Annotated in this window: 14 protein-coding genes; 9 read left to right on the forward strand and 5 right to left on the reverse strand. The window is 72.9% G+C overall.

Annotated elements, in window-relative coordinates; translation table 11 throughout:
- Positions 1–24: 24 nt before the first annotated feature.
- Together EST54_RS36155 and rsgA are read right to left on the reverse strand one after the other, a co-directional pair.
- Positions 25–204 (reverse strand): Ada metal-binding domain-containing protein, encoded by a 180-nt coding sequence (locus EST54_RS36155; protein ID WP_239013126.1) that lies wholly within the window; start codon positions 202–204, stop codon positions 25–27.
- Positions 205–291: 87 nt separating this feature from the next.
- The gene (gene rsgA, locus EST54_RS13300; protein WP_129247813.1) at positions 292–1,467 is read right to left on the reverse strand and encodes a ribosome small subunit-dependent GTPase A; all 1,176 of its coding nucleotides are present in this window, start codon (positions 1,465–1,467) and stop codon (positions 292–294) included.
- Between the two features lie 320 nt (positions 1,468–1,787).
- On the opposite strand from rsgA, the gene EST54_RS13305 reads away from it, so the two are divergent.
- Both EST54_RS13305 and EST54_RS13310 read left to right on the forward strand, forming a co-directional pair.
- A complete protein-coding gene (locus EST54_RS13305; RefSeq protein WP_129247814.1) occupies positions 1,788–4,652 on the forward strand; it encodes a SpoIIE family protein phosphatase/ATP-binding protein in 2,865 nt (954 codons plus the stop codon).
- 184 nt (positions 4,653–4,836) lie between these two features.
- A complete protein-coding gene (locus EST54_RS13310; RefSeq protein ID WP_129247815.1) occupies positions 4,837–5,319 on the forward strand; it encodes a hypothetical protein in 483 nt (160 codons plus the stop codon).
- A gap of 167 nt (positions 5,320–5,486) precedes the next feature.
- Here EST54_RS13310 and EST54_RS13315 read toward each other — a convergent pair whose 3' ends face one another.
- Positions 5,487–5,939: a DUF4118 domain-containing protein gene (locus EST54_RS13315; RefSeq protein WP_239012667.1), complete on the reverse strand. Its 453-nt coding sequence runs from the start codon at positions 5,937–5,939 to the stop codon at positions 5,487–5,489.
- Between the two features lie 289 nt (positions 5,940–6,228).
- Between EST54_RS13315 and EST54_RS13320 the strand changes: the two genes are divergently transcribed.
- The 4 genes from EST54_RS13320 (at position 6,229) to EST54_RS13335 (ending at position 11,242) form a co-directional block, all read left to right on the forward strand.
- Complete coding sequence (locus EST54_RS13320) at positions 6,229–8,199, forward strand: APC family permease (protein WP_129247816.1); 1,971 nt, start codon at positions 6,229–6,231, stop codon at positions 8,197–8,199.
- 154 nt (positions 8,200–8,353) lie between these two features.
- Positions 8,354–9,148: a maleylpyruvate isomerase family mycothiol-dependent enzyme gene (locus tag EST54_RS13325; protein ID WP_129247817.1), complete on the forward strand. Its 795-nt coding sequence runs from the start codon at positions 8,354–8,356 to the stop codon at positions 9,146–9,148.
- Positions 9,149–9,351: 203 nt separating this feature from the next.
- Entirely contained in the window at positions 9,352–10,230 is an 879-nt protein-coding gene (locus EST54_RS13330; RefSeq protein ID WP_129247818.1) for a sigma-70 family RNA polymerase sigma factor, read from the forward strand.
- Between the two features lie 370 nt (positions 10,231–10,600).
- Positions 10,601–11,242 (forward strand): transcriptional regulator, encoded by a 642-nt coding sequence (locus tag EST54_RS13335; RefSeq protein WP_129247819.1) that lies wholly within the window; start codon positions 10,601–10,603, stop codon positions 11,240–11,242.
- A 94-nt stretch (positions 11,243–11,336) separates the two neighbouring features.
- Here the strand turns inward: EST54_RS13335 and EST54_RS13340 are convergent, their stop codons facing one another.
- Positions 11,337–12,917 carry a solute carrier family 23 protein gene (locus EST54_RS13340; protein ID WP_129247820.1) on the reverse strand — a complete coding sequence of 527 codons (1,581 nt, stop codon included), beginning with the start codon at positions 12,915–12,917 and terminating at the stop codon, positions 11,337–11,339.
- Positions 12,918–13,305: 388 nt separating this feature from the next.
- Here EST54_RS13340 and EST54_RS13345 point away from each other — a divergent pair, with 388 nt between their 5' ends.
- The 3 genes from EST54_RS13345 (at position 13,306) to EST54_RS13355 (ending at position 17,518) form a co-directional block, all read left to right on the forward strand.
- A complete protein-coding gene (locus EST54_RS13345) occupies positions 13,306–15,651 on the forward strand; it encodes an ABC transporter ATP-binding protein/permease (protein ID WP_129247821.1) in 2,346 nt (781 codons plus the stop codon).
- A 16-nt stretch (positions 15,652–15,667) separates the two neighbouring features.
- Complete coding sequence (locus EST54_RS13350) at positions 15,668–16,456, forward strand: hypothetical protein (RefSeq protein ID WP_129247822.1); 789 nt, start codon at positions 15,668–15,670, stop codon at positions 16,454–16,456.
- A 66-nt stretch (positions 16,457–16,522) separates the two neighbouring features.
- Positions 16,523–17,518, forward strand: a complete 996-nt coding sequence (locus EST54_RS13355; protein WP_129247829.1) for a serine/threonine-protein kinase — start codon at positions 16,523–16,525, stop codon at positions 17,516–17,518.
- A 2-nt stretch (positions 17,519–17,520) separates the two neighbouring features.
- Here the strand turns inward: EST54_RS13355 and EST54_RS13360 are convergent, their stop codons facing one another.
- Entirely contained in the window at positions 17,521–18,843 is a 1,323-nt protein-coding gene (locus tag EST54_RS13360) for a streptophobe family protein (protein ID WP_129247823.1), read from the reverse strand.
- Positions 18,844–19,335: the final 492 nt, after the last annotated feature.

Genomic DNA, 19,335 nt, shown 5'->3' on the forward strand with positions numbered 1-19,335 from the left:
GGGAGGCGTCCGCGGGCTGAGGAGTCACCCGGCCCGCCCGGCCGCGGCGTACGCCGGCGGCTCCACCGCCGCCGGCGCCCCGTCCGCTGCCCGGTGGAATCCGGCGCCCTGCGCGGCGGCGGCCGCCGGGAAGAACCGCACGTGCACCCGCTTGGGAGTGACCGCGGGGCAGCTCGGCCGGCAGTGGATGCCGGTCGTGACCACCGGGAAGCACCCGGCCGGCGGAAATCGGACGTGGCTGTCGGGGGTGGCTCTCGGGGGAGGGACCGGCCCCTCCCCCGAACTGCCGTCTCAACGTTGCGGCCCCCGCTTCCGCTCCATCATGTGCCGGCCCAGCGCCTGCTTCTGCTTCCAGTCCCGGCGGAGTTCGGCGCGCAGCCGGGCGTCCGTCTTCGCCACGATGCGCTGGTTCTCGCGCTGGAGCTTGCGGTAGTTCTCCAGCCGCCGGACGCTCAACTCACCGCTGTCGACGGCCTCTTGCACCGCGCAGCCGGGTTCGCCGCGGTGTGCGCAGTCGTGGAAACGGCACTCCTCGGCCAGTTCCTCGACGTCCGAGAACGTCCGGGCGAGGCCGGTGTGTGCGTCCCACATCCCGACGCCGCGCAGCCCCGGTGTGTCGATGAGGACCCCGCCGCCGGGCAGCGGCCGCAGATCGCGGGTGGTCGTGGTGTGCCGGCCCTTGCCGTCCCGGTCGCGGATCGCCTGCACCAGCTGCACCTCCTCGCCGACGAGGACGTTGACCAGGGTGGACTTGCCGGCACCGGACCGGCCGAGCAGGACGGAGGTGCCGCCCGCGAGCACGGCGCGGAGCACATCGAGCCCGTCACCGGTCGCCGAACTGACCGCCAGCACCGGCACTCCGGGCGCCACGGATGCGGCATCCGCGACGAGATGGGCGAGGCCCTCGGGTGCCCCGGCCAGATCCGACTTGGTCAGCACGATCACGGGCTGTGCCCCGCCCGCCGGGGCGGGGGCGGAGGTGTCCAGCGGTCCCTCGTCGGACGCGCTGGACATCGCCAGCGCCAGGAACCGCTCGATCCGCCCGAGGTCCAGCGGCTCCGCGAGCGAGACACAGATGGCGATGTGGTCGAGGTTGGTGGCCAGTACCTGGCCCTCGGCCCGCTTCGAGGACGTGGAGCGCACGAATGCCGTGCGGCGCGGCAGCAACGCCCGTACGACGCCGTCGACATGGGCTCCGCTCCGGCCGTTGCCGAGGTCGAGCGCGGCCCAGTCCCCGGTGCACGGCACGCGCAGGGGATCACCGGTGGCCACCAGCGCGGTGTCCGCCAGCACGGTCCGGATGCCGTCGCCGTCCGGCACGACGGCATCCACCCGCCCGCGGTCCACGCGGACGATCCGGCCGGGCAGGAACCCCTGCTCGGCAAAGGGAACAAAACTCTCCGCGAACCCCTGGTCCCAGCCGTAGGCGGACAGCGGGTGCGCAGCGGAGAAGGTGAGGTTGAACAACGGGATGGCCCTTCAGAGGGTGGGGCCCCGGCGCCGCGCCCACGCGCGGAAGTGCGTGATGAAGCTGCGTCAGCCGGAGACCACAGGGGTGGGGTTGAGGAACTCCTGAATGCGGGCAGTGCCCACCGCAACGGCAGTCATCAATGTCCTCACCTCCCGTTCGCTCACACGGCTGATGACAGCGGCCACTGCCGCCGTCCCGAACGCCGCAGACGCTAGCGCGGTGCCGGTCAGGGGCGCCACCGGTTTTTCCGGCCGCGGCGGACCGCCACCACGTGGGGCCGTCACGACTGACTGGGCGTAATGCTAAATATTGGGTCATGAGGGAATTTTTCCGGCGAGGGCGCGACGATTCCCCGGGATCGTCACGCTCCCCGGGACAGCACCTGCGCGCACTGCTGACCACCCACAGCGTCGCGGGCCAGGTGTTCGTACTGCAGCTCGCGCTCACGGTGCTGCTGGTCGTCGCGGCGCTGCTGGCCCTCTTCTTCCAGTCGGAGCGCGCGGGCACACAGGAGGCCCGGGAGCGTTCGGCCGTCGGCGCCGAGACCTTCGCCCATGCGCCGGGCACCCTCGCCGCCATGCAGTCCGCCGACCCGACCGCGCAGCTCCAGCCCGCGGCGGAGGCGGCGCGCAAGGCCTCCGGTGCGGACCTCGTCGTCGCGCTCCGTCCCGACGGCATCCGCTGGACCCACCCCGATCCCCGCCTGATCGGCAAACCCGCCACCCGCCGGCCGCCGCTCGACGGCAAGGCGCACACCGCCACGTTCACCACGTCGGTCGGCCCGGCGGTGAGCACCACGGTGCCGGTCCGCGCCAAGAACGGCTCGATCGCCGGGCTGATCTCCGTCGCGATCCGCGTCCACCAGGCGGACGAATGGACGGAGCGCCAGCTGCCGCTGCTGCTCGGTTCCGCCGCCGGGGCGCTGCTGCTGGTCACCGGCGGGGCGGCATGGGTGAGCAACCGGCTGCGGCGGCAGACACACGGGCTGCATCCGGCCGAGATGCGGCGGATGTACGACCACCACGACGCGGTGCTGCACGCCGTACGGGAGGGCGTACTGATCATCAGCTGTGACGGGGTGCTGCTGCTGGCCAACGACGAGGCCCGGCGGCTGCTCGAACTGCCCGCGGACGCGGAGCGGCGTCCGGTCGCGGACCTGGGCCTGTCGACGCGGCTGAGCACCCTGCTGGCCTCGGGACGGCCCGCGACCGACGAGGTGCATCTGGCGGGCGACCGGCTGCTCTCGGTCAACGTCCGGCCCACCGCCCCCCGCAGCGGCCGGGCCGGGACCGTGGTGACGCTGCGGGACACCACCGAGCTGCGGGCGTTGTCCGGCCGGGCGGGGGTGGCCCAGGAGCGGCTGAGGCTGATCTACGACGCGGGGCTGCGGATCGGCACCACGCTGGACGTGGGGCGCACCGCCGAGGAGCTGGCGGCCGTCGCGGTCCCCCGGTTCGCCGATGTGGTCACCGTCGAACTGCTGGACCCGGTGCGGCACGGCGGCGAACCGGAGACCGGGGCGAACGCCGTGCTGCGGCGGACGGCGATCCGCGGCCTCCCCGAGGAGTCGGCGACCTACCGGGTCGGCGAGGCCCTCGCCGTGGTGGACGGCACCCCGATGGCCCAGGTGCTGGCGAGCGGACGGCCGGTGCTCGTGGGGGATCTGCGCACGGCGGACGACTGGCGGCGGCAGAACGTGGCGGGCGCCCGGCGCGTGCTGGACCGGGGGATCCGGTCGCTGATCGCGGTACCGCTCCAGGCGCGGGGCGTGATCCTCGGGCTCGCCAACTTCTGGCGGGCCGAGGCCTCCGGTCGCTTCGAGGAGGAGGACATGGCGTTCGCCGAGGAGCTGACCGCGCGGGCCGCGGTCGCGATCGACAACGCCCGCCGCTACACCCGCGAGCACACCACGGCCGTCACCCTGCAGCGCAGTCTGCTGCCCCAGACCCTGCCCGAGCAGTCCGCCCTGGAGGTGGCGCACCGCTATCTGCCGGCCCACGCCGGGGTCGGCGGCGACTGGTTCGACGTCATCCCGCTGCCGGGCGCCCGGGTGGCGCTGGTGGTCGGCGACGTCGTCGGCCACGGCCTGCACGCCGCTGCCACCATGGGCCGGCTGCGTACCGCGGTCCACAACTTCTCCGCCCTCGATCTGCCGCCCGACGAGCTGCTCTTCCATCTGGACGAACTGGTCAGCCATATCGACACCGACGAGGCGCGGGCGGCCGGCCTCGGCACCGGCGACGGGGGCGGGGACGGGCCCGGCGACGAGGGGTTGTGGCCGGGCGGCCCGCCCGGCCACAACGACGGCGGCCCGGCGGGCGCGGGGCGCACCGGCATCACCGGCGCGACCTGTCTGTACGCCATCTACGACCCGGTGGGCGGCCGGACCACCCTGGCCCGGGCCGGCCACCCCGGGCCGGCCGTGATCGGCCCCGACGGCACCGTCTCGTTCCCCGAGGTCCCCGTCTCCCCGCCGCTGGGCCTGGGCGGCAGCGTGCCGGTGGAGACCGCGGAGCTCACCCTGAGCGAGGGCTCCCGGCTGGTGCTGTACACGGACGGGCTGGTGGAGAACCGTGACCGCGCCATCGGCACCGGTCTGGAGCTGCTGCGTACATCGCTGGCCGCCGGGGCGGACCGCACCCCGGAGCAGACCTGTACGGCGGTCCTCGACGCGATGCTGCCCGCCCACCCCAGCGACGACATCGCCCTGTTGGTGGCCCGTACCCGGCTGCTGGACCCCGCCAGGGTCGCCGACTGGGAGGTGGCTTCCGACCCGGCGGCGGTCGCGCCCGTCCGGGCGGCCTGTCTGGACATGCTGGAGTCCTGGGGGCTGAGGGCGACCCAGTTCACCACCGAGCTGATCCTCAGCGAGCTGCTCACCAACGCCATCCGCTACGGCGCCCAGCCGATCCGGGTCCGCCTGCTCTACGACCGCAGCCTGATCTGCGAGGTCTCCGACGGCACCAGCGCCTCCCCGCATCTGCGCCGGGCCGCCACCACGGACGAGGGCGGCCGCGGGCTCTTCCTGGTCGCCCAGTTCGCCCAGCGCTGGGGCACCCGGTACACCCCCGGCGGCAAGGTCATCTGGACCGAGCAGTCCCTCGACGGAAGCGGGCCGGACACCGGCCCGGAGTCGGCCGACGACGTGCTCGACCAGTGGGGCGACGTGCCCGAGTTGTGAGGGCGGCGGTGCGGGCGCCGTCCCGTCGCGCCGTGGTCGCCCGGAGGGTGTGCGCCGTGATCGCCCGGAGGGTGTCCGCCGTGATCGCCCGGAGGGTGTCGGCCGCGGCCGTCGTCGGATGCAGCCCGGTTGTCCCCTGGCTAGGCTCGTTCAGGGGGCCGAAGACTTGATCTTGGAGGCTCCCGTGGTGCACCTGCCCGAAGCGCGAGATGTGGCTCCCCGACTGGCCACCGGCGCGTTCTTCCTGAACTCCGGGCTGATGAAGCTGCGGGCCGACCGGGCGACCGCCGAGGGCGTGCACGGGATGGCCGTCGTCGCCTATCCGTTCCTGGACCGGCTTCCCGCCGAGCGGTTCACCCGGCTGCTGGCGTGCTCGGAGATCGCGGTCGGCGGCGCGCTGCTGGCACCCTTCGTGCCGACCCGACTGGCGGGGCTGGCGCTGACCGGGTTCTCCGGCGGGCTGGTCGGGCTGTATCTGCGGACCCCGGGGATGCGGCAGCCGAAGAGTCTGCGGCCGACGCAGGACGGCTTTCCGCTGGCCAAGGACGCCTGGCTGCTGGGCATCGGGCTCGGTTTCCTGGGGGCCGCGCGCCCCTGGCAGCGGGCCGCGTCCCGCCGGCGGCGGGCGGCCGTCGCCCGTTGCCGCCACCGCTGCTGCCGGCGCTGACCACCCGGGCCCGTCCGTCGTACGCGACGGCGCCGGACGGGACCGCGGGGCGCGGGCGACGGCCCGGACCGGTCCGGGCGCCCGGTGCGGACCGGTTCAACCGGTGCGGACCGGTCAGCCGGCGCGGACGGTCAGCGGACCCGGACCGGTCAACGGACCCGGACCGGTCAACGGGCCGAGCGGCGCCGGACGGCGCGCACGGCGGCGGCCCCGCACGCGCCCGCGGCAGCGGCGAGGAGGAGCATCAGCAGACTCGTCCGGTCCTGCGCCCGGAAGGCCAGGTCGGAGTGCCCGTTCAGCACGAAGCCGTCGTAGAACAGCCAGGACACCAGAGCCACTGCGGGCACCACGACCGGCCGGGCGAGCGCGGAGAACGCCACCGTCAGCAGGAGGAAGGCGGCCAGAGCGACGGGGGCGGGGGCACTCCCGCCGGTCAGCATCAGGGCGGTCACCAGGAGCGCCGCTCCCACCGTGCCGAGCGGCAGGGCGAGGTCACGGCCGAGGGTGCGGCCGGGCGCCACCGGGTGGGCCGGGCGCGCGGGGCGCGCCGCCGCGCGGGGCAGGGGACGCCGGACTGCGAGGGGGCGGCGCGCGGGCGCCGGCCGGTGCAGCAGAGCCATGGGGGACACCTCCAGCTGCGGCCCCTGCGGCGGACCGGTGCGGTCCGGTGGACCCGCGGTGGACCCTGACGCCAGACTGCGCGCCGAAGGCCGGGCGGGAGCGCCGACGCGCGGTCCTTAACGCCGTACGTACGGACGACAGACGCTTCCTGACGTCGTCCTAACGCTTTCTTGACGCCGAGCATGTCGTCTGGTGCGGGGCAGCCGGCGACACCGTCCCCACGGTGATGCATACTCGCTGCTCGTTGCCCAAATCCGACGACCGAAGAGATCGGCAGGACGTGCCCACATGACCACCACTGTCCAGGCGGACCCCACGCCCCCTGCCCCCGCCTCCCGGCGGTGGCGTGCCTGGCTGCTGGACGGGCTGACCAGTCAGGCCGCTCGCCACCCCGGGCCGCACGGCACCCCGCCGGCCGAGCACAAGGGGCACTCATGGTGGCGCGTCATGTGCCTCACGGGTGTCGACTACTTCTCGACCCTCGGCTATCAGCCGGGCATCGCCGCGCTGGCGGCCGGGGTGCTCTCGCCGTTCGCCACCCTCGTCCTGATCGCGCTGACCCTGCTCGGCGCCCTCCCGGTGTACCGCAGGGTCGCCAAGGAGAGCCCGAACGGCGAGGGTTCGATCGCCATGCTGGAGCGGCTGCTGCCGTGGTGGGCGGGCAAGCTGCTGGTCCTGGTGCTGCTGGGGTTCGCCGCCACGGACTTCATCATCACCATGACGCTGTCGGCCGCGGACGCCTCGGCGCACGTCGTGGAGAACCCGTTCGCCCCTCCCCTGCTGCACGGCGCGAACCTGTGGATCACCTTGCTGCTGCTGGCCGCCCTGGGCGCGGTGTTCCTCAAGGGTTTCCGTGAGGCGATAGGCATAGCCGTCGGTCTGGTCGGGGTCTATCTGACGCTGAACGTCGTCGTCCTGGCCACCGCGGCCTGGCACGTGCTGTCGCACCCGGTGGTGATCGACAACTGGTGGGGCACGCTGACCGCCGGGCACTCCTCGCCGCTGGCGATCGTCGGGGTGGCGCTGCTGGTCTTCCCCAAGCTGGCGTTGGGCATGTCCGGCTTCGAGACGGGTGTCGCCGTCATGCCGCAGGTCCAGGGCGACGCCGCCGACACCCCCGCGCGCCCGGCCGGCCGGATCCGCGGCACCCGCCGGCTGCTGACCACCGCGGCGCTGGTCATGAGCGGCTTCCTGCTGCTGTCGAGCCTGGCGACCACCCTGCTCATTCCGCAGAAGGAGTTCGACACCGGCGGCGCGGCCAACGGGCGTGCGCTGGCCTATCTGGCGCACCAGTACCTCGGCGAGGGCTTCGGCACCGTCTACGACATCTCCACCATCGCCATCCTCTGGTTCGCCGGCGCCTCGGCGATGGCCGGACTGCTCAACCTCGTACCGCGCTATCTGCCGCGCTACGGCATGGCACCGGAGTGGACCCGGGCGGTGCGTCCGCTGGTGCTCATCTTCCTGGCCACCGCCTTCGGCATCACCTTCTTCTTCAATGCCAGCGTCGACGACCAGAGCGGTGCCTATGCGACCGGTGTGCTGGTGCTGATGCTCTCGGCGTCGTTCGCCTCCACCGTCGCCGCCCGCCACCGGCGGCTGCGCGCGGCCACCGCCGGGTTCGGCGCCATCACCCTGGTCTTCGGCTACACCCTGGTCACCAATGTCATCGAGCGGCCGGACGGTCTGAAGATCGCCTTGCTGTTCATCCTCGGCATCCTGCTGACCTCGTTCGCCTCACGTGTCCACCGGGCCTTCGAACTGCGCGCCGTACAGGTCGACTTCGACGAAACGGCACAGCGGCTGATCGACACCGCGCTGGCGGCCGGTCCGCTGCGGGTGATCGCCAACGAGCCCGATGAGCGGGACGCGGCGGAGTACCGGGAGAAGGAGTACAGCCAGCGCGAGGAGACCCATATCCCCGACGGCCGGCCGGTGCTGTTCCTGGAGGTGACGGTCCGGGACTCCTCGGACTTCACCACGGATCTGCACGTCCGGGGCGAGGAGCGGTACGGGGCGCAGATCCTGCGGGTCGAGGGCGCCGGCGTGGCGAACACCATCGCGGCCGTGCTGATGCAGCTGCGCGAGCACACCGGCCAGGTTCCGCACATCTACTTCAACTGGACCGAGGGTCATCCGGTCAGTCATCTGCTGCGCTTCCTGGTCTTCGGTGACGGCGAGGTCGCGCCGGTCGCCCGGGAGGTCCTCCGCCGCGCCGAGCCCGACCCGGCCCGGCGCCCGCGGGTCCACGTCGGCTGACCCGGCGGACGGTGCCGGCAGCCCGACGGACAGTGCCGGCGGCCACCCGCGCACCGGGTGGCCGCTCGTCCCCTCCCCGGCCGGTTGTGACAGGCTGCGCGCAGAGGCCCGGCGGTCCGGTCACCGGGCCGCAGCGAGCGGAAGAGCAGCGCCCATGAACTCGTCGGACACCCCGGGCCGGGCGGCCGTCGCCCCTGCCGTGCACCGCGACGCCGTCGCGACACAGACCGTACGGTTCGTGGCGGCACTGGACGGCGCGGACCTGTCGGTCCCGGTGCCCGGCTGCCCCGAGTGGACGCTCCGGGACCTGGTCCGTCACACCGGGAGCGTGCAGCGGCTGTTCTCGCTCCTGCTGCGCCGGCGGGTCCAGGAGCCTCCGGCCAGCCGCGAGGTGGAGTTGCGGCTGCCCGCGGACGACGGCGGCTGGGCCGACTGGCTGACGGCGAGTGCGGCGGAGGCCGCCGATGCCTTCGCCGGGACCGACCCGGATGCCCCGATGTGGGCCTGGGGCGCCGACCCGCACGCCCGGTTCTGGATGCGGCGGATGCTGTTCGAGACGCTGGTGCACCGCACCGACGCGGAGCGTGCCGTCGGTCTCCGGCCGGTGATCGATCCCGTACTCGCGGCCGACGGCGTGGACGAGTTCCTGGTCAATCTGCCGTTCGCGGCCTCCTTCGCCCCCAAGGTGGCGCACCTGCGCGGCGACGGCGAGACCCTCCGCTTCCGGTGCACGGACACGGCCGGCGACTGGTTGGTCCGCCTGCGCCCCGACGGTTTCGGCCTCGCCCCGCAGGCCGCGGCCCCCGACTCCGCAGACGCCGGTGTCGAGGCACCCGCCGCGGATCTGCTGCTCCTCCTGTACGGCCGCCTCGACCGCGGCGCGGACGCCGTCGAGACCGTCGGCGACGAGGAGCTGCTGGCGCACTGGTTCGCCAACTCCGAGTTCTGATACGGGTGTTGGGCCATACGCCCGCCCCTGCGGACCGCCGGCCGGACACCGCTGCTCCGCCCGGGCCCGCCTCGCCACGTCCCGCCCGGTGACGGGCGGCGCACCCCGCTCCGTGGCAGCCTGACGCTCGGGGGTCACACCGGCTCTGCCCCACGGGTCACGTCTCCGGCACACCACCACGACGGACGAGGGACGGGTGACCGATGGACGAGCAGGACCTGCTGGCGGAGCGGTTCGAGCGGTACCGCCCCCGGATGCGAGCGGTGGCCTACCGGGCGCTCGGCTCGACCGGCGAGGCGGAGGACGCCGTCCAGGAGGCCTGGCTGCGGCTGAGCCGCTCCGGCGCCGGTGAGGTGGAGAACCTCGGCGGCCGGCTCACCACGGTCATCGCGCGGGTGTCGCTCGACATGCTGCGCTCGCGCGCGACCCGGCGGCAGGACTCCAAGGAGGCGCACCGGACGGACGCGGCCGCGGGGCCCGCGGACGACGAGGCCACCGGCCCCGAACAGCAGGCGGTGCTCGCCGATTCCGTCGGCCTCGCGCTGCTCGTCGTCCTGGACACGCTGGCACCCGCCGAACGGCTGGCGTTCGTGCTGCACGACATGTTCGCCGTGCCGTACGACGAGATCGCCCCGGTCGTCGAGCGCACCCCGGCCGCGACGCGGCAGCTCGCCGACCGGGCCCGCCGCCGGGTGCGCGGCGTGCCCGGCCTTCCCGAGACCGATGTCGCCCGCCAGCGCGAGGCCGTCGACGCCTTTCTCGCGGCCGCGCGCGGCGGGGACTTCGGGACGCTGCTGGCGCTGCTCGACCCGGAGGCGGAGCTGAGCACCGACGCCGCGGCCGCGCTGGCGGGGGCGGGCCCGGCGCACGGGGCGGCGGCGGTGGCCGAGGCCTTCGTGGGACGGGCCAAGGCCGCACAGCCGGCGCTCATCGGGGGCACCGCGGGACTCGTCTGGGCCCCGGGTGGCACCCCCCGGGCCGTCTTCGGCTTCACCATCCGGGACGGCCGGGTCGTCGCCATCGAGCTGCTCGCCGACGCCGAGCGCATCGGCCGGCTGGATCTGGAACTCCTGGCCGACTGAGCGGCCGTGGCGGGAGCCAGGTGCCGCGGGTCCCAAGAATCGCTACCGCCCGGTAAATGACGAGCCATCGGCTATACCCGGTAAGCGAGTTGAGGCATGAAATCGGACAGATAGCACACATCCCCCGCACCCCGATCTCCAGGGCCCATGACGCCTTCAATCCGAAGGGCGAACTGGAGATTCGTACGTATGGACCATCTGTTAATCTGCCCGCTCCTGGATGTTCCTCCATCTCCAGTCCCCCCAAGCACCCTTCGTCCGCCGGGTGCAGCGAGGTGTCCCGAACGTGTACAGCACTCCCTTTTCCCCCGCAGAGGCCAGATCCGCGCGGGCCCGGGTGGGCCTGAGCACGGCTCAGGTGGCCCAGGCCATGACGGCATGCGGAGCGCCGGTACGCCCCGAGCTCGTCGACGCCTGGGAGTACGGCTCCCAGCTCCCTACCGAGCCGCAGCTGTTCGCCCTGGCCGATGTCCTGTGGTGCCCGCCGACCGTGCTGATGGGCGTCGAGCCGCGGACCCTGGCCGAACACCGGATGGCCCGCCAGCTGAGCGTGGAGCGCCTGTCGCAGCTGATCGGCATGGACCCGGCCCGCTACCGGACGGCCGAGGCGGCACAGCAGTGGACGGGCGACTACCGGCAGACCAAGGCGCTGGTGGACGCGCTCGGCCTGTCGCTGCGCAAGCTGATCGCGGTGATGGGGCACAACGAGGAGCTGGCCGGGCATCTGCGGACGGCCATCGACGGGCGCTGGAAGTCGCACGTCGGCCCGGTCGCCACGATCACCACGCTGAACAAGACCCGGGTGAGCGACGCCCTGCGCACGATGCATGCGGAGTTCGCGGAGTTCTCCGAGCGCTACATGGGGCATGTCGTGGCGCGGAGCGCCGACGCCCGCCTCAAGGAGGTCGCAGCCGAGCGCTCGGCGTATCTGCGCCGGCTGGTGGACCACTTCTGGGAGCTGATCGGGGACGCGGGCGAGGCACCGCCGTTCCACACCGTGCCCACGCACTGACGGGACGGCGCGGGGCACCGGAGGCGGACGGGCGGAAACGGGGGGGGACGGGACCTGTTGCCAAGTCCCGCCCCGCCCGCGGCCGTCGGCGGACTCAGTGACCCTGGCCGGACGGACCCCACTGGGGGCTCTGCGGGTGCGGCGGGTACTGCGGGCCGCCCGGGGAGTGCGGGCCGCCCGGAGTGTGCGGCGCCGGGGCTCCGTGCGGACCGTACGGGTCGGCCGGCGCGTACGGGTCCGCGGGCGCGTGGGCGTCCATGGGCCCGGGCGCTTCGTCCGGTTCGTCGGCCTCGATCTCGTCCCAGTCGATCTCCATCGTCCTGCGGCGGGTGAAGACGTTGAAGAAGAGGTTCAGCAGCACGGCGGTCAGACTGCCGAGGGTGATCCCGCTGTCGAGGACCGCCCGGACGTCCTCCGGCATCCGCTGGAAGAACGGCTCGACCGCGGTCGGCAGCAGCGAGGCGGCGAAGCTGACCGCCAGGATCAGCGCATTGCGCTCCTCGCGCAGATCCACCTTGCCCAGGATCTGGATGCCGACCGTGGCGACCATGCCGAACATCGCGATCGCGGCGCCGCCGAGCACCGGATGCGGAATCGCGGCCACCACACTGCCCGCCTTGGGCAGCAGCCCCATCACGATCATGAAGCAGCCGGCCGCGACCACCACGAACCGGCTCATGACCTTCGACATCCGCACCAGGCCGATGTTTTCGGCAAATGCCACGTACGGAAAGGAGTTGAGCACCCCGCCCAGAACGGTGGCGATACCGTCCGCGCGCAGGGCGCTGGCGACGGTGGTGTTGTCGATCCGCTTACGGGTGATCTCCCCGATGGCGTAGACGTCGCCGGTGGTCTCCACCATGGTGATCAGCATGACGACGAGCATGGCGATGATCGGGAAGAGCTCGAACTTCGGCATTCCGTAGTGGAATGGCGTGCTGACGCCGAACCAGGCGGAATCCTTCACCGCACCGAAATCCGCGTCGCCGAAGAACCAGGCGACCGCCGTGCCGGCGACCAGGCCGAGCAATACGGCGAGGCTGCTCAGATACGGCTTCCCCAGCCGCACCACGAGCAGGATGAACAGCAGGGTGCCCAGCGCGTATCCGAGGTTCTTGAGATCGCCGAATTCGGGGTGTCCGATCAGCTTCGCACCGCCGGCCGCGTCCTGCAGACCCTGCGGGATCAGGGTGAGGCCGATGATGGTGAGGATCGTGCCGATGACGACCGGCGGGAAGTACTTCACCAGCTTGCTGAAGAACGGCGCGAAGAGGAAGGTCGCTATGCCTGCCGTGATCACCGCGCCGTAGACGACGAGCAGACCGGCGGTGCCGCCGCCGGCCCCCAGGCCGATCGCGATCATGGGCGAGACGGCGGTGAAGGTGACGCCCTGGACCAGCGGCAGCCTGGCGCCGATCTTCCAGATGCCCAGGGCCTGGATGATCGAGGCGATACCGCAGGTCAGAAGGTCCGCATTGATCAGGTAGACCAGCTGTTCGTGAGACAGGCCGAGGGCGTTCCCGAGGATGATCGGGACGATCACCGCGCCCGCGTAAAAGGCGAGCACATGCTGGAATCCGTAGAGCGTGAGCTTGCCGACCGGGAGCACCTCGTCGACCGGGTGCGTGCCGTCACGGGAGATCTGCTCGGGGTCGTGTCGGGAGACTCGTGCCATCTCTGCCTTGCCTTCAGGAGGTAGGTGAATAAGAAGGGACCGGCACCGCCGTACCACGGAGGACGGACGGGCCGGCTGGGTCCTACAAAGCCGACGCTCTGCGGTGTTGCCGGCACCACGCAGCCCTGCGCTGTACTTATCGTCCTGGTTCGACAGGACTTCCTTCGATCAGTGCAACAAATTCCGGCATTTCCATGGAATTTGAAAGTGCAGCCAATCGGATCGCTCACCCTAGTTGACCTGTGCCCATTCTCGCGAGTAACCGGTCGTATGCGCTCGCAATAAAGGGGGGTCATGTCGCGAAATGCCGTTTTGGGCAGGGTCTTTGTGGGCCGCGGTGCCGCCGCGCGAAGAGGCGGAGCCGGTCCCTCCGCCGTAAAATTCTGGTATGGCCGAGTGGCAGGACGCGCCCACCGCGCCGGAGCTCGTCGTCGAGTCCGACGGCGGCACCCAGGTGATGGACCCCGGCCGCGTCTACCACGTCGGACGGGACCCCGCGAGCGAGGTCGTGCTGAGCGACGCCCGGGTCTCCTGGCATCACGCGGTGCTCCGGGCCAAGGCCGGGCACTGGACCGTGGAGGACGAGGGCAGCACCAACGGCACCTACGCCGACGGGCGGCGGGTGCAGGAGTCCGGGGTCGGGCCCGGCAGTGTGATCCGGTTCGGCAACCCCGCCGACGGGCCGTGCGCGGTGCTCTCCGTACCTCCCCGCCCGACCCGGGTCGAGCGGCCCTCCGCCGTCTCCCACCCCGCGGGCACCAGCACCTTCCGCCGGCCCAGTGCGGTGCGGCCGCTGCCGGCCGCCCGGACCACCCGGATCGGCCGCGCGCCCGACAACGACATGGTCGTCGACGACCTCACGGTCTCCCGACGGCACGCGGAGCTGCGCGCGGGCCCGGACGGTTTCGAGATCGTCGACCTGGACAGCCACAACGGCACCTACCTCAACGGCCAGCCGGTGGACCGGGCCCCGATGATCCCCGGCGACATCGTCGGTATCGGGCACTCCGCGTTCGCCCTGGTCGGCGACGAACTCCAGGAGTTCATCGACACCGGCGAGGTGTCACTGGACGTGCAGGACCTGGCCGTACGCGTCGACAAGGGCCGCAAGACGCTGCTGGACAAGGTCTCGTTCCCGGTGGGTGAGAAGTCGCTGCTCGCCGTGGTCGGACCGAGCGGCGCGGGCAAGTCGACGCTGCTCAACGCGCTGACCGGACTGCACCCCGCGGACGACGGCACGGTGCTCTACGACGGCCGTGACCTCTACCGCGACTACGCCGAGCTGCGCCAGCGCATCGGGCTGGTTCCACAGGACGACATCCTGCATCTGCAGCTGACCGTGCGCCGGGCGCTCGGCTACGCCGCACAGCTGCGCTTCCCCGAGGACACCGCGAAGGCCGAGCGGCAGGCGCGGGTCGACGAGGTGATCCATGAACTGGGCCTCGACCAGCGGGTGAAGCAGCCGATCCACAGCCTTTCGGGCGGCCAGCGCAAGCGGGTGAGCGTCGCGCTGGAGCTGCTGACGAAGCCGTCGCTGCTCTTCCTCGACGAACCGACCTCCGGGCTCGACCCCGGAATGGACCGCTCCGTCATGCATATGCTGCGCGGCCTCGCGGACGACGGCCGTACCGTCATCGTCGTCACCCACAGCGTGCTGAGCCTCGATGTCTGCGACCGGCTGCTGATTCTGGCGCCGGGCGGCACGATCGCCTACTACGGGCCGCCGCAGGAGGCGCTGCACTACTTCGGGTACACGCAGTGGCCGGAGGCGTTCGAGGCCTTCGAGAACGACCAGGGCCGTGACTGGGCGGGCGAGTTCCGCGCCTCGCCGCAGCACCGCCGCTACATCGCGATGGAGTCCCACCAGCCGCCGCGCGCCCCGGAGACGCCGCGGGGGCCGGTGTCCGCGCCCAAGGCACAGAGCTGGGGCAAACAGCTGCACACACTGGTCCGGCGCTATGCGGCGGCGCTGTCCGCCGACCGGACCTTCCTGGTCATCATGGTCGCGCTGCCGTTCGTGATGGGGGCGATGGCGCACGCCCTGGCCGGGTCCTCGCTGGCCGAGGGGGCGGGCGCCATCAACGCGCTGCTGATCCTGTGCGTCGGAGCGGTGCTGACCGGCGCCGCCAACGCGGTACGGGAACTGGTCAAGGAGCGGACGATCTATCAGCGTGAGAGAGCCGTCGGCCTGTCCCGCTCGGCGTATCTGATGTCCAAGGTGCTGGTACTGGGGTCGATCACGATCGTCCAGGCCGTGGTGCTGACCGTGGTGGCTCTGTTCGGTGTCAAACTGAACGCACCGGGCGGCAAGGGCGTGTTGCTGCCGCCGCTGCTCGAAATCACCCTGGCGGTGGCCCTGTTGGCCTTCACCGCCATGATGCTCGGCCTGTTCGTGTCCGCGCTGGTGCGGAAGGAGGAGGTCACCATGCCGCTGCTGGTCCTCCTCGCGATCGTCCAGGTCGTGTTCTGCGGTGCGCTGCTGAAGCTGACCGGCGTGCCGGTGCTGGAGCAGCTGGCATGGCTGGTGCCGTCCCGATGGGCGCTCGGCGCCATGGCGGGCACCATCGATCTGCACCATCTCGTACCGCAGGCGAGCACCGCCGACCCGCTGTTCCAGCACGCCGCGGGGGTCTGGCTGCTGAACATGGGCATGATGATCGTGCTCTCGCTGCTTTTCGGCTTCCTGGTGCTCAGGCTGCTGCGGCGGCGCGAGCCGGAGATCATGCGTGAGTAGCGCCCGGGAGCCGCCGATGACCTCGCCCGAGTTCCTCCCCAGCCATGTCGTCCCACCGGAGGGGATGGCGACCTGGGCGGCCCCGGACACCACCCGCCCGTCCTCGCCGCTCGACCCGCTGCTGCCGGTCCAGATCGTCGACCGCCGGGGCGACTGGGCCCTGGCGCTGTGCTCCAACGGCTGGTCGACCTGGGTGGACGGCCGGCTGCTGCTGTCCGTCCCGCGCGAACCGCCGGCCGCCGCACAGCCCGCCGCCCGGACCGCGGACCCCCGGCCGCTGCTGGGCGCGGCGGAGGAGGAGCTGAGCCGGTACCGGCACCTGGTGGAGGAGCTGGCAGCCGGGCAGTTGGACGGCGAGTCGTTCACCCGGCGCACCCGGGGCAAGCGGCTGGGGGTGGTCGTGGACGGCGATGCGGTCTGGCTGTACGACGCCCGGCACGAGCGCTGGTGCTATTGCGACGGGGTGTCGTTGCAGACGTACGCCGTGGCGTCGAAGCCCTCCTCACGGCCGGGGCGGCAGAAGCCGCCGGAGCCGGGCGCCGGGGGACGGGACGCGCCGGACGGGACGTACGGGACGGAGGAGGGCGCGGCTGACGGGCCAACGGGCGCGGTGGACGGACCGGAGGGCGCGGCGGATCCGGCGCAGGAGCCCGCCGGGCCCGTATCCGGCACCGTTTCCGGGGACGCCGCGTCCGGTACGGACCCCGGCCCCGCGGGGCCGCCGGACGGGCGGCCGCCGCCGGACCCCGACCGGACCCGGGCCATGGACCCCGGCGGACCGCCGCCGGCCGCCGGACGCGGGTGACCTCCGGTGAACGGCGAGCGGGAAGCGGCCGGCCCGGGCCAGGAGCGTGCCACGTCCGCCCCCGCGATGCGCGGGCGGCAGCTCGCCGGATATCTGCTCCAGGACGAGATCGGCCGGGGCGGGATGGCCGTGGTCTACCGGGCGGAGGATCTGCGGCTGGGCCGCACCGTGGCGGTCAAGCTGCTGGCGCCCGAGCTCGCCCGGAACGATACCTTCCGGCAGCGCTTCGCCCATGAGTCGCGGGTGGCCGCGGCGATCGACCACCCGCACATCGTGCCGGTCTTCGAGGCCGGGGAGACCGAAGGCGTGCTCTACATCGCGATGCGCTACGTCGAGGGGCGGGATCTGCGGGCGCTGCTCGACCGCGACGGGCCGCTCCCGCTGGAGACCGCCTGCCGGATCGCCCTCCAGGTGGCCTCGGCGCTGGACGCCGCCCATGCGCACGACCTGGTGCACCGGGACGTCAAGCCGGGCAACATCCTGATCGCCGAGGGCACCGACAGCGACCGCCCCGAGCACGCCTACCTCACCGACTTCGGGCTGACGAAGAAGTCCCTGTCGCTGACCGGGTTCACCAGCGTCGGCCAGTTCGTCGGCACCCTGGACTATGTGGCGCCGGAGCAGATCTCGGGCCGTCCGGTGGACGGCCGCTGCGATGTCTACAGCCTGGCCTGCGTCCTCTTCGAAATGCTGACCGGGGCACCGCCGTTCCGGCGCGACGACGACATGGCGCTGTTGTGGGCGCACCAGTACGATCCGCCGCCGCCCCTGACCCGGCAGCGGACGGATCTGCCGGAGTCCGTCGACGCGGTGTTCGCCCAGGCCCTGGCCAAGGCGCCCGAGGACCGCTACGAGACCTGCCGGGGCTTCGTGGCGGCGCTGCGTGCGGCCGGCCGGACCGCGGGTCCCGGGGCAGCGGTGGGTGCTGCCCGGGCGCATCCCGTGACGCAGGTGGACGCCCAGGCGGACCCGGGCGGCCGGCGCAGCGCGGCGCCCCCGCCGCCCCCGCGCTGGGCCACCCCGGTGTTCCCGGGCCGCGCGGGGCAGCCGCCGACGGCGTGAGGTCAGGGTTCCGGTGGGCGCTGCGGTGCCGGTACCTCGCCCGGGTGCCGTACCCGCCGCGCCAGCAGGCTGCCGAGGAAGCCGGTGACCAGCCCCCACAGGAGGCCCACCCCCAGCAGGCGCAGGAGTTGCGGGTCCAGGGTGACCCCATTGCCCAGGCCGCCCCCGAGGTCGCCGACGCCGATCAGGGAGAGGCCGAAGCTGGCGGAGATCCGGGTGAGCAGTCCGACGGTGAACAGGGTGAGCGCCAGCGCCACGGCCATCTCGACGGCGTGCCGCCAGGCCGGCCGCCGGGCCGGGGAGCGCACCGCCGCGCGGAAGGCGACCGCGAGCAGCACCACGGCCGCCACCGCCACCAGCAGCCAGACCCGGCCGTCGTGCGCGGCGAGCGAACCGAGGTCCAGGGTCCGCTGCCCGCGGGTGCGCAGCACCTGGTCGAGGGCGGGCGGCACGGGCAGCCCGATGGCCTTGTCGACGTGCCCCACCCAGCCGCCGCCGGTGCCGATGCCCAGCGCCATCCAGGCCAGGTTGGGCAGCCCGAGGAAGATGACGGCGAAGGTCCGTGCCGGATCCCCCCGGGTGAAGAGCTCGACGATGCCGATGACCAGCCCGATCGCGGCATAGGCGAGCAGGGTCTGCAGCATCGCGAAGGCGGGGGGCCGTACCGAGTCCTGGAAGTGCAGCAGCCGCGGGGAGAGCGGGGCGCGGCGCGAGATGAGGAAGGTCAGTACGAGCAGCGCCAGCACCCAGAGCAGCCCGACACCGAGCGTCGCGGGCAGGTCGGCGCGGAAGCCGATGACGGGGGTGGCACCCAGCTCGGCGCCGAGCTGGTTGGCGAGGTCGTTGCCCACCGAGATCCGGAAGTCGTGCGCGGCCGCGAGCGCGAGCAGCAGCAGAAGCACCAGCCAGCACACCGCCGTACGGCCGATCCGGCCGAGCAGCTCCCCGGTGCCGGCCACCGCCCGGTGGCGCAGCGGCAGCAGGAAGACGGCGGCGGTCACCAGCGCACCGGCGAGCGTGACCGACAGCGGTACGGCGTCGAGGTTCGCGTGGGCCTGGGCGAGCGCTCCGACGTCGCCGGACAGGCCGACCGAGCCGCCGGCGGCGACCACCACCGTGGCCGCGACCACCGAGGGGAACGCCCCGCCGGGGAGGTCCGCGGCGCCGGCCGCCCACAGGCCGAGCGTGGCGATCACGAGCATCGTGACGATGCCCGCCACGGCCGTCCCGAGCGCGTGTGCCCAGGCCCGGGCCTCGGGCGGGGCGCGGTGGGCGGATACCGGGCCGGGGGGACCGGCCGACGTGGTGCCTCGCAGCTGGCTCAAGCTCTCTCCTGCCGGTTCGGGACCGCCCTTGCAGGCGGTCCGCCGGGTGGGCGCCGTGACGGCCGCGCACGGGGAGCCGTGACGCTCCGCCGGGGAGCGCGCGGCGCGGTGCCGTGCCCGCATGGACGGCGGTCCCCACCACCGTAAGCACCCTGTGTACCGCCCCGCTTGCGGACCGTACCGAACCCGGGCACACAATGTCCTTGACATCGACAAACACGGGCAAAATTCGCATAGCCGGATGGCCCACACGCGTCGGAAGGGCCACCCGTGACTTCTTCACCGCCGCCGGACAGTCACCCGACAGGACCGCCGTCGGGCCCGCTCTCCGGCCACCCGCACGAGCCCACCCAGGTGGCCCCGCAACCGGGAGCACGGCCGGAGGAGCCCACCACACCGGAAACCGCCCCCCGCCCCGGCGGCCCCAGCGGCCCGGGCGGCCCCGGCTGGCGCGGCGGGGCGGGGGGCGGTTTCCGGTGTGGTGGGCTCCTC

The sequence above is a fragment of the Streptomyces sioyaensis genome, from assembly GCF_004122735.1.
Lineage (GTDB): Bacteria > Actinomycetota > Actinomycetes > Streptomycetales > Streptomycetaceae > Streptomyces > Streptomyces sioyaensis.

Coding starts and splice junctions, on each gene's coding strand:
- EST54_RS13305 (WP_129247814.1), top strand. CDS start 1,788: ATGAGGGAATTTTTCCGGCGAGGGCGCGACGATTCCCCGGGATCGTCA.
- EST54_RS13315 (WP_239012667.1), bottom strand. CDS start 5,939: ATGGCTCTGCTGCACCGGCCGGCGCCCGCGCGCCGCCCCCTCGCAGTC.
- EST54_RS13320 (WP_129247816.1), top strand. CDS start 6,229: ATGACCACCACTGTCCAGGCGGACCCCACGCCCCCTGCCCCCGCCTCC.
- EST54_RS13325 (WP_129247817.1), top strand. CDS start 8,354: ATGAACTCGTCGGACACCCCGGGCCGGGCGGCCGTCGCCCCTGCCGTG.
- EST54_RS13330 (WP_129247818.1), top strand. CDS start 9,352: ATGGACGAGCAGGACCTGCTGGCGGAGCGGTTCGAGCGGTACCGCCCC.
- EST54_RS13335 (WP_129247819.1), top strand. CDS start 10,601: ATGACGGCATGCGGAGCGCCGGTACGCCCCGAGCTCGTCGACGCCTGG.
- EST54_RS13340 (WP_129247820.1), bottom strand. CDS start 12,917: ATGGCACGAGTCTCCCGACACGACCCCGAGCAGATCTCCCGTGACGGC.
- EST54_RS13345 (WP_129247821.1), top strand. CDS start 13,306: ATGGCCGAGTGGCAGGACGCGCCCACCGCGCCGGAGCTCGTCGTCGAG.
- EST54_RS13350 (WP_129247822.1), top strand. CDS start 15,668: ATGACCTCGCCCGAGTTCCTCCCCAGCCATGTCGTCCCACCGGAGGGG.
- EST54_RS13355 (WP_129247829.1), top strand. CDS start 16,523: ATGCGCGGGCGGCAGCTCGCCGGATATCTGCTCCAGGACGAGATCGGC.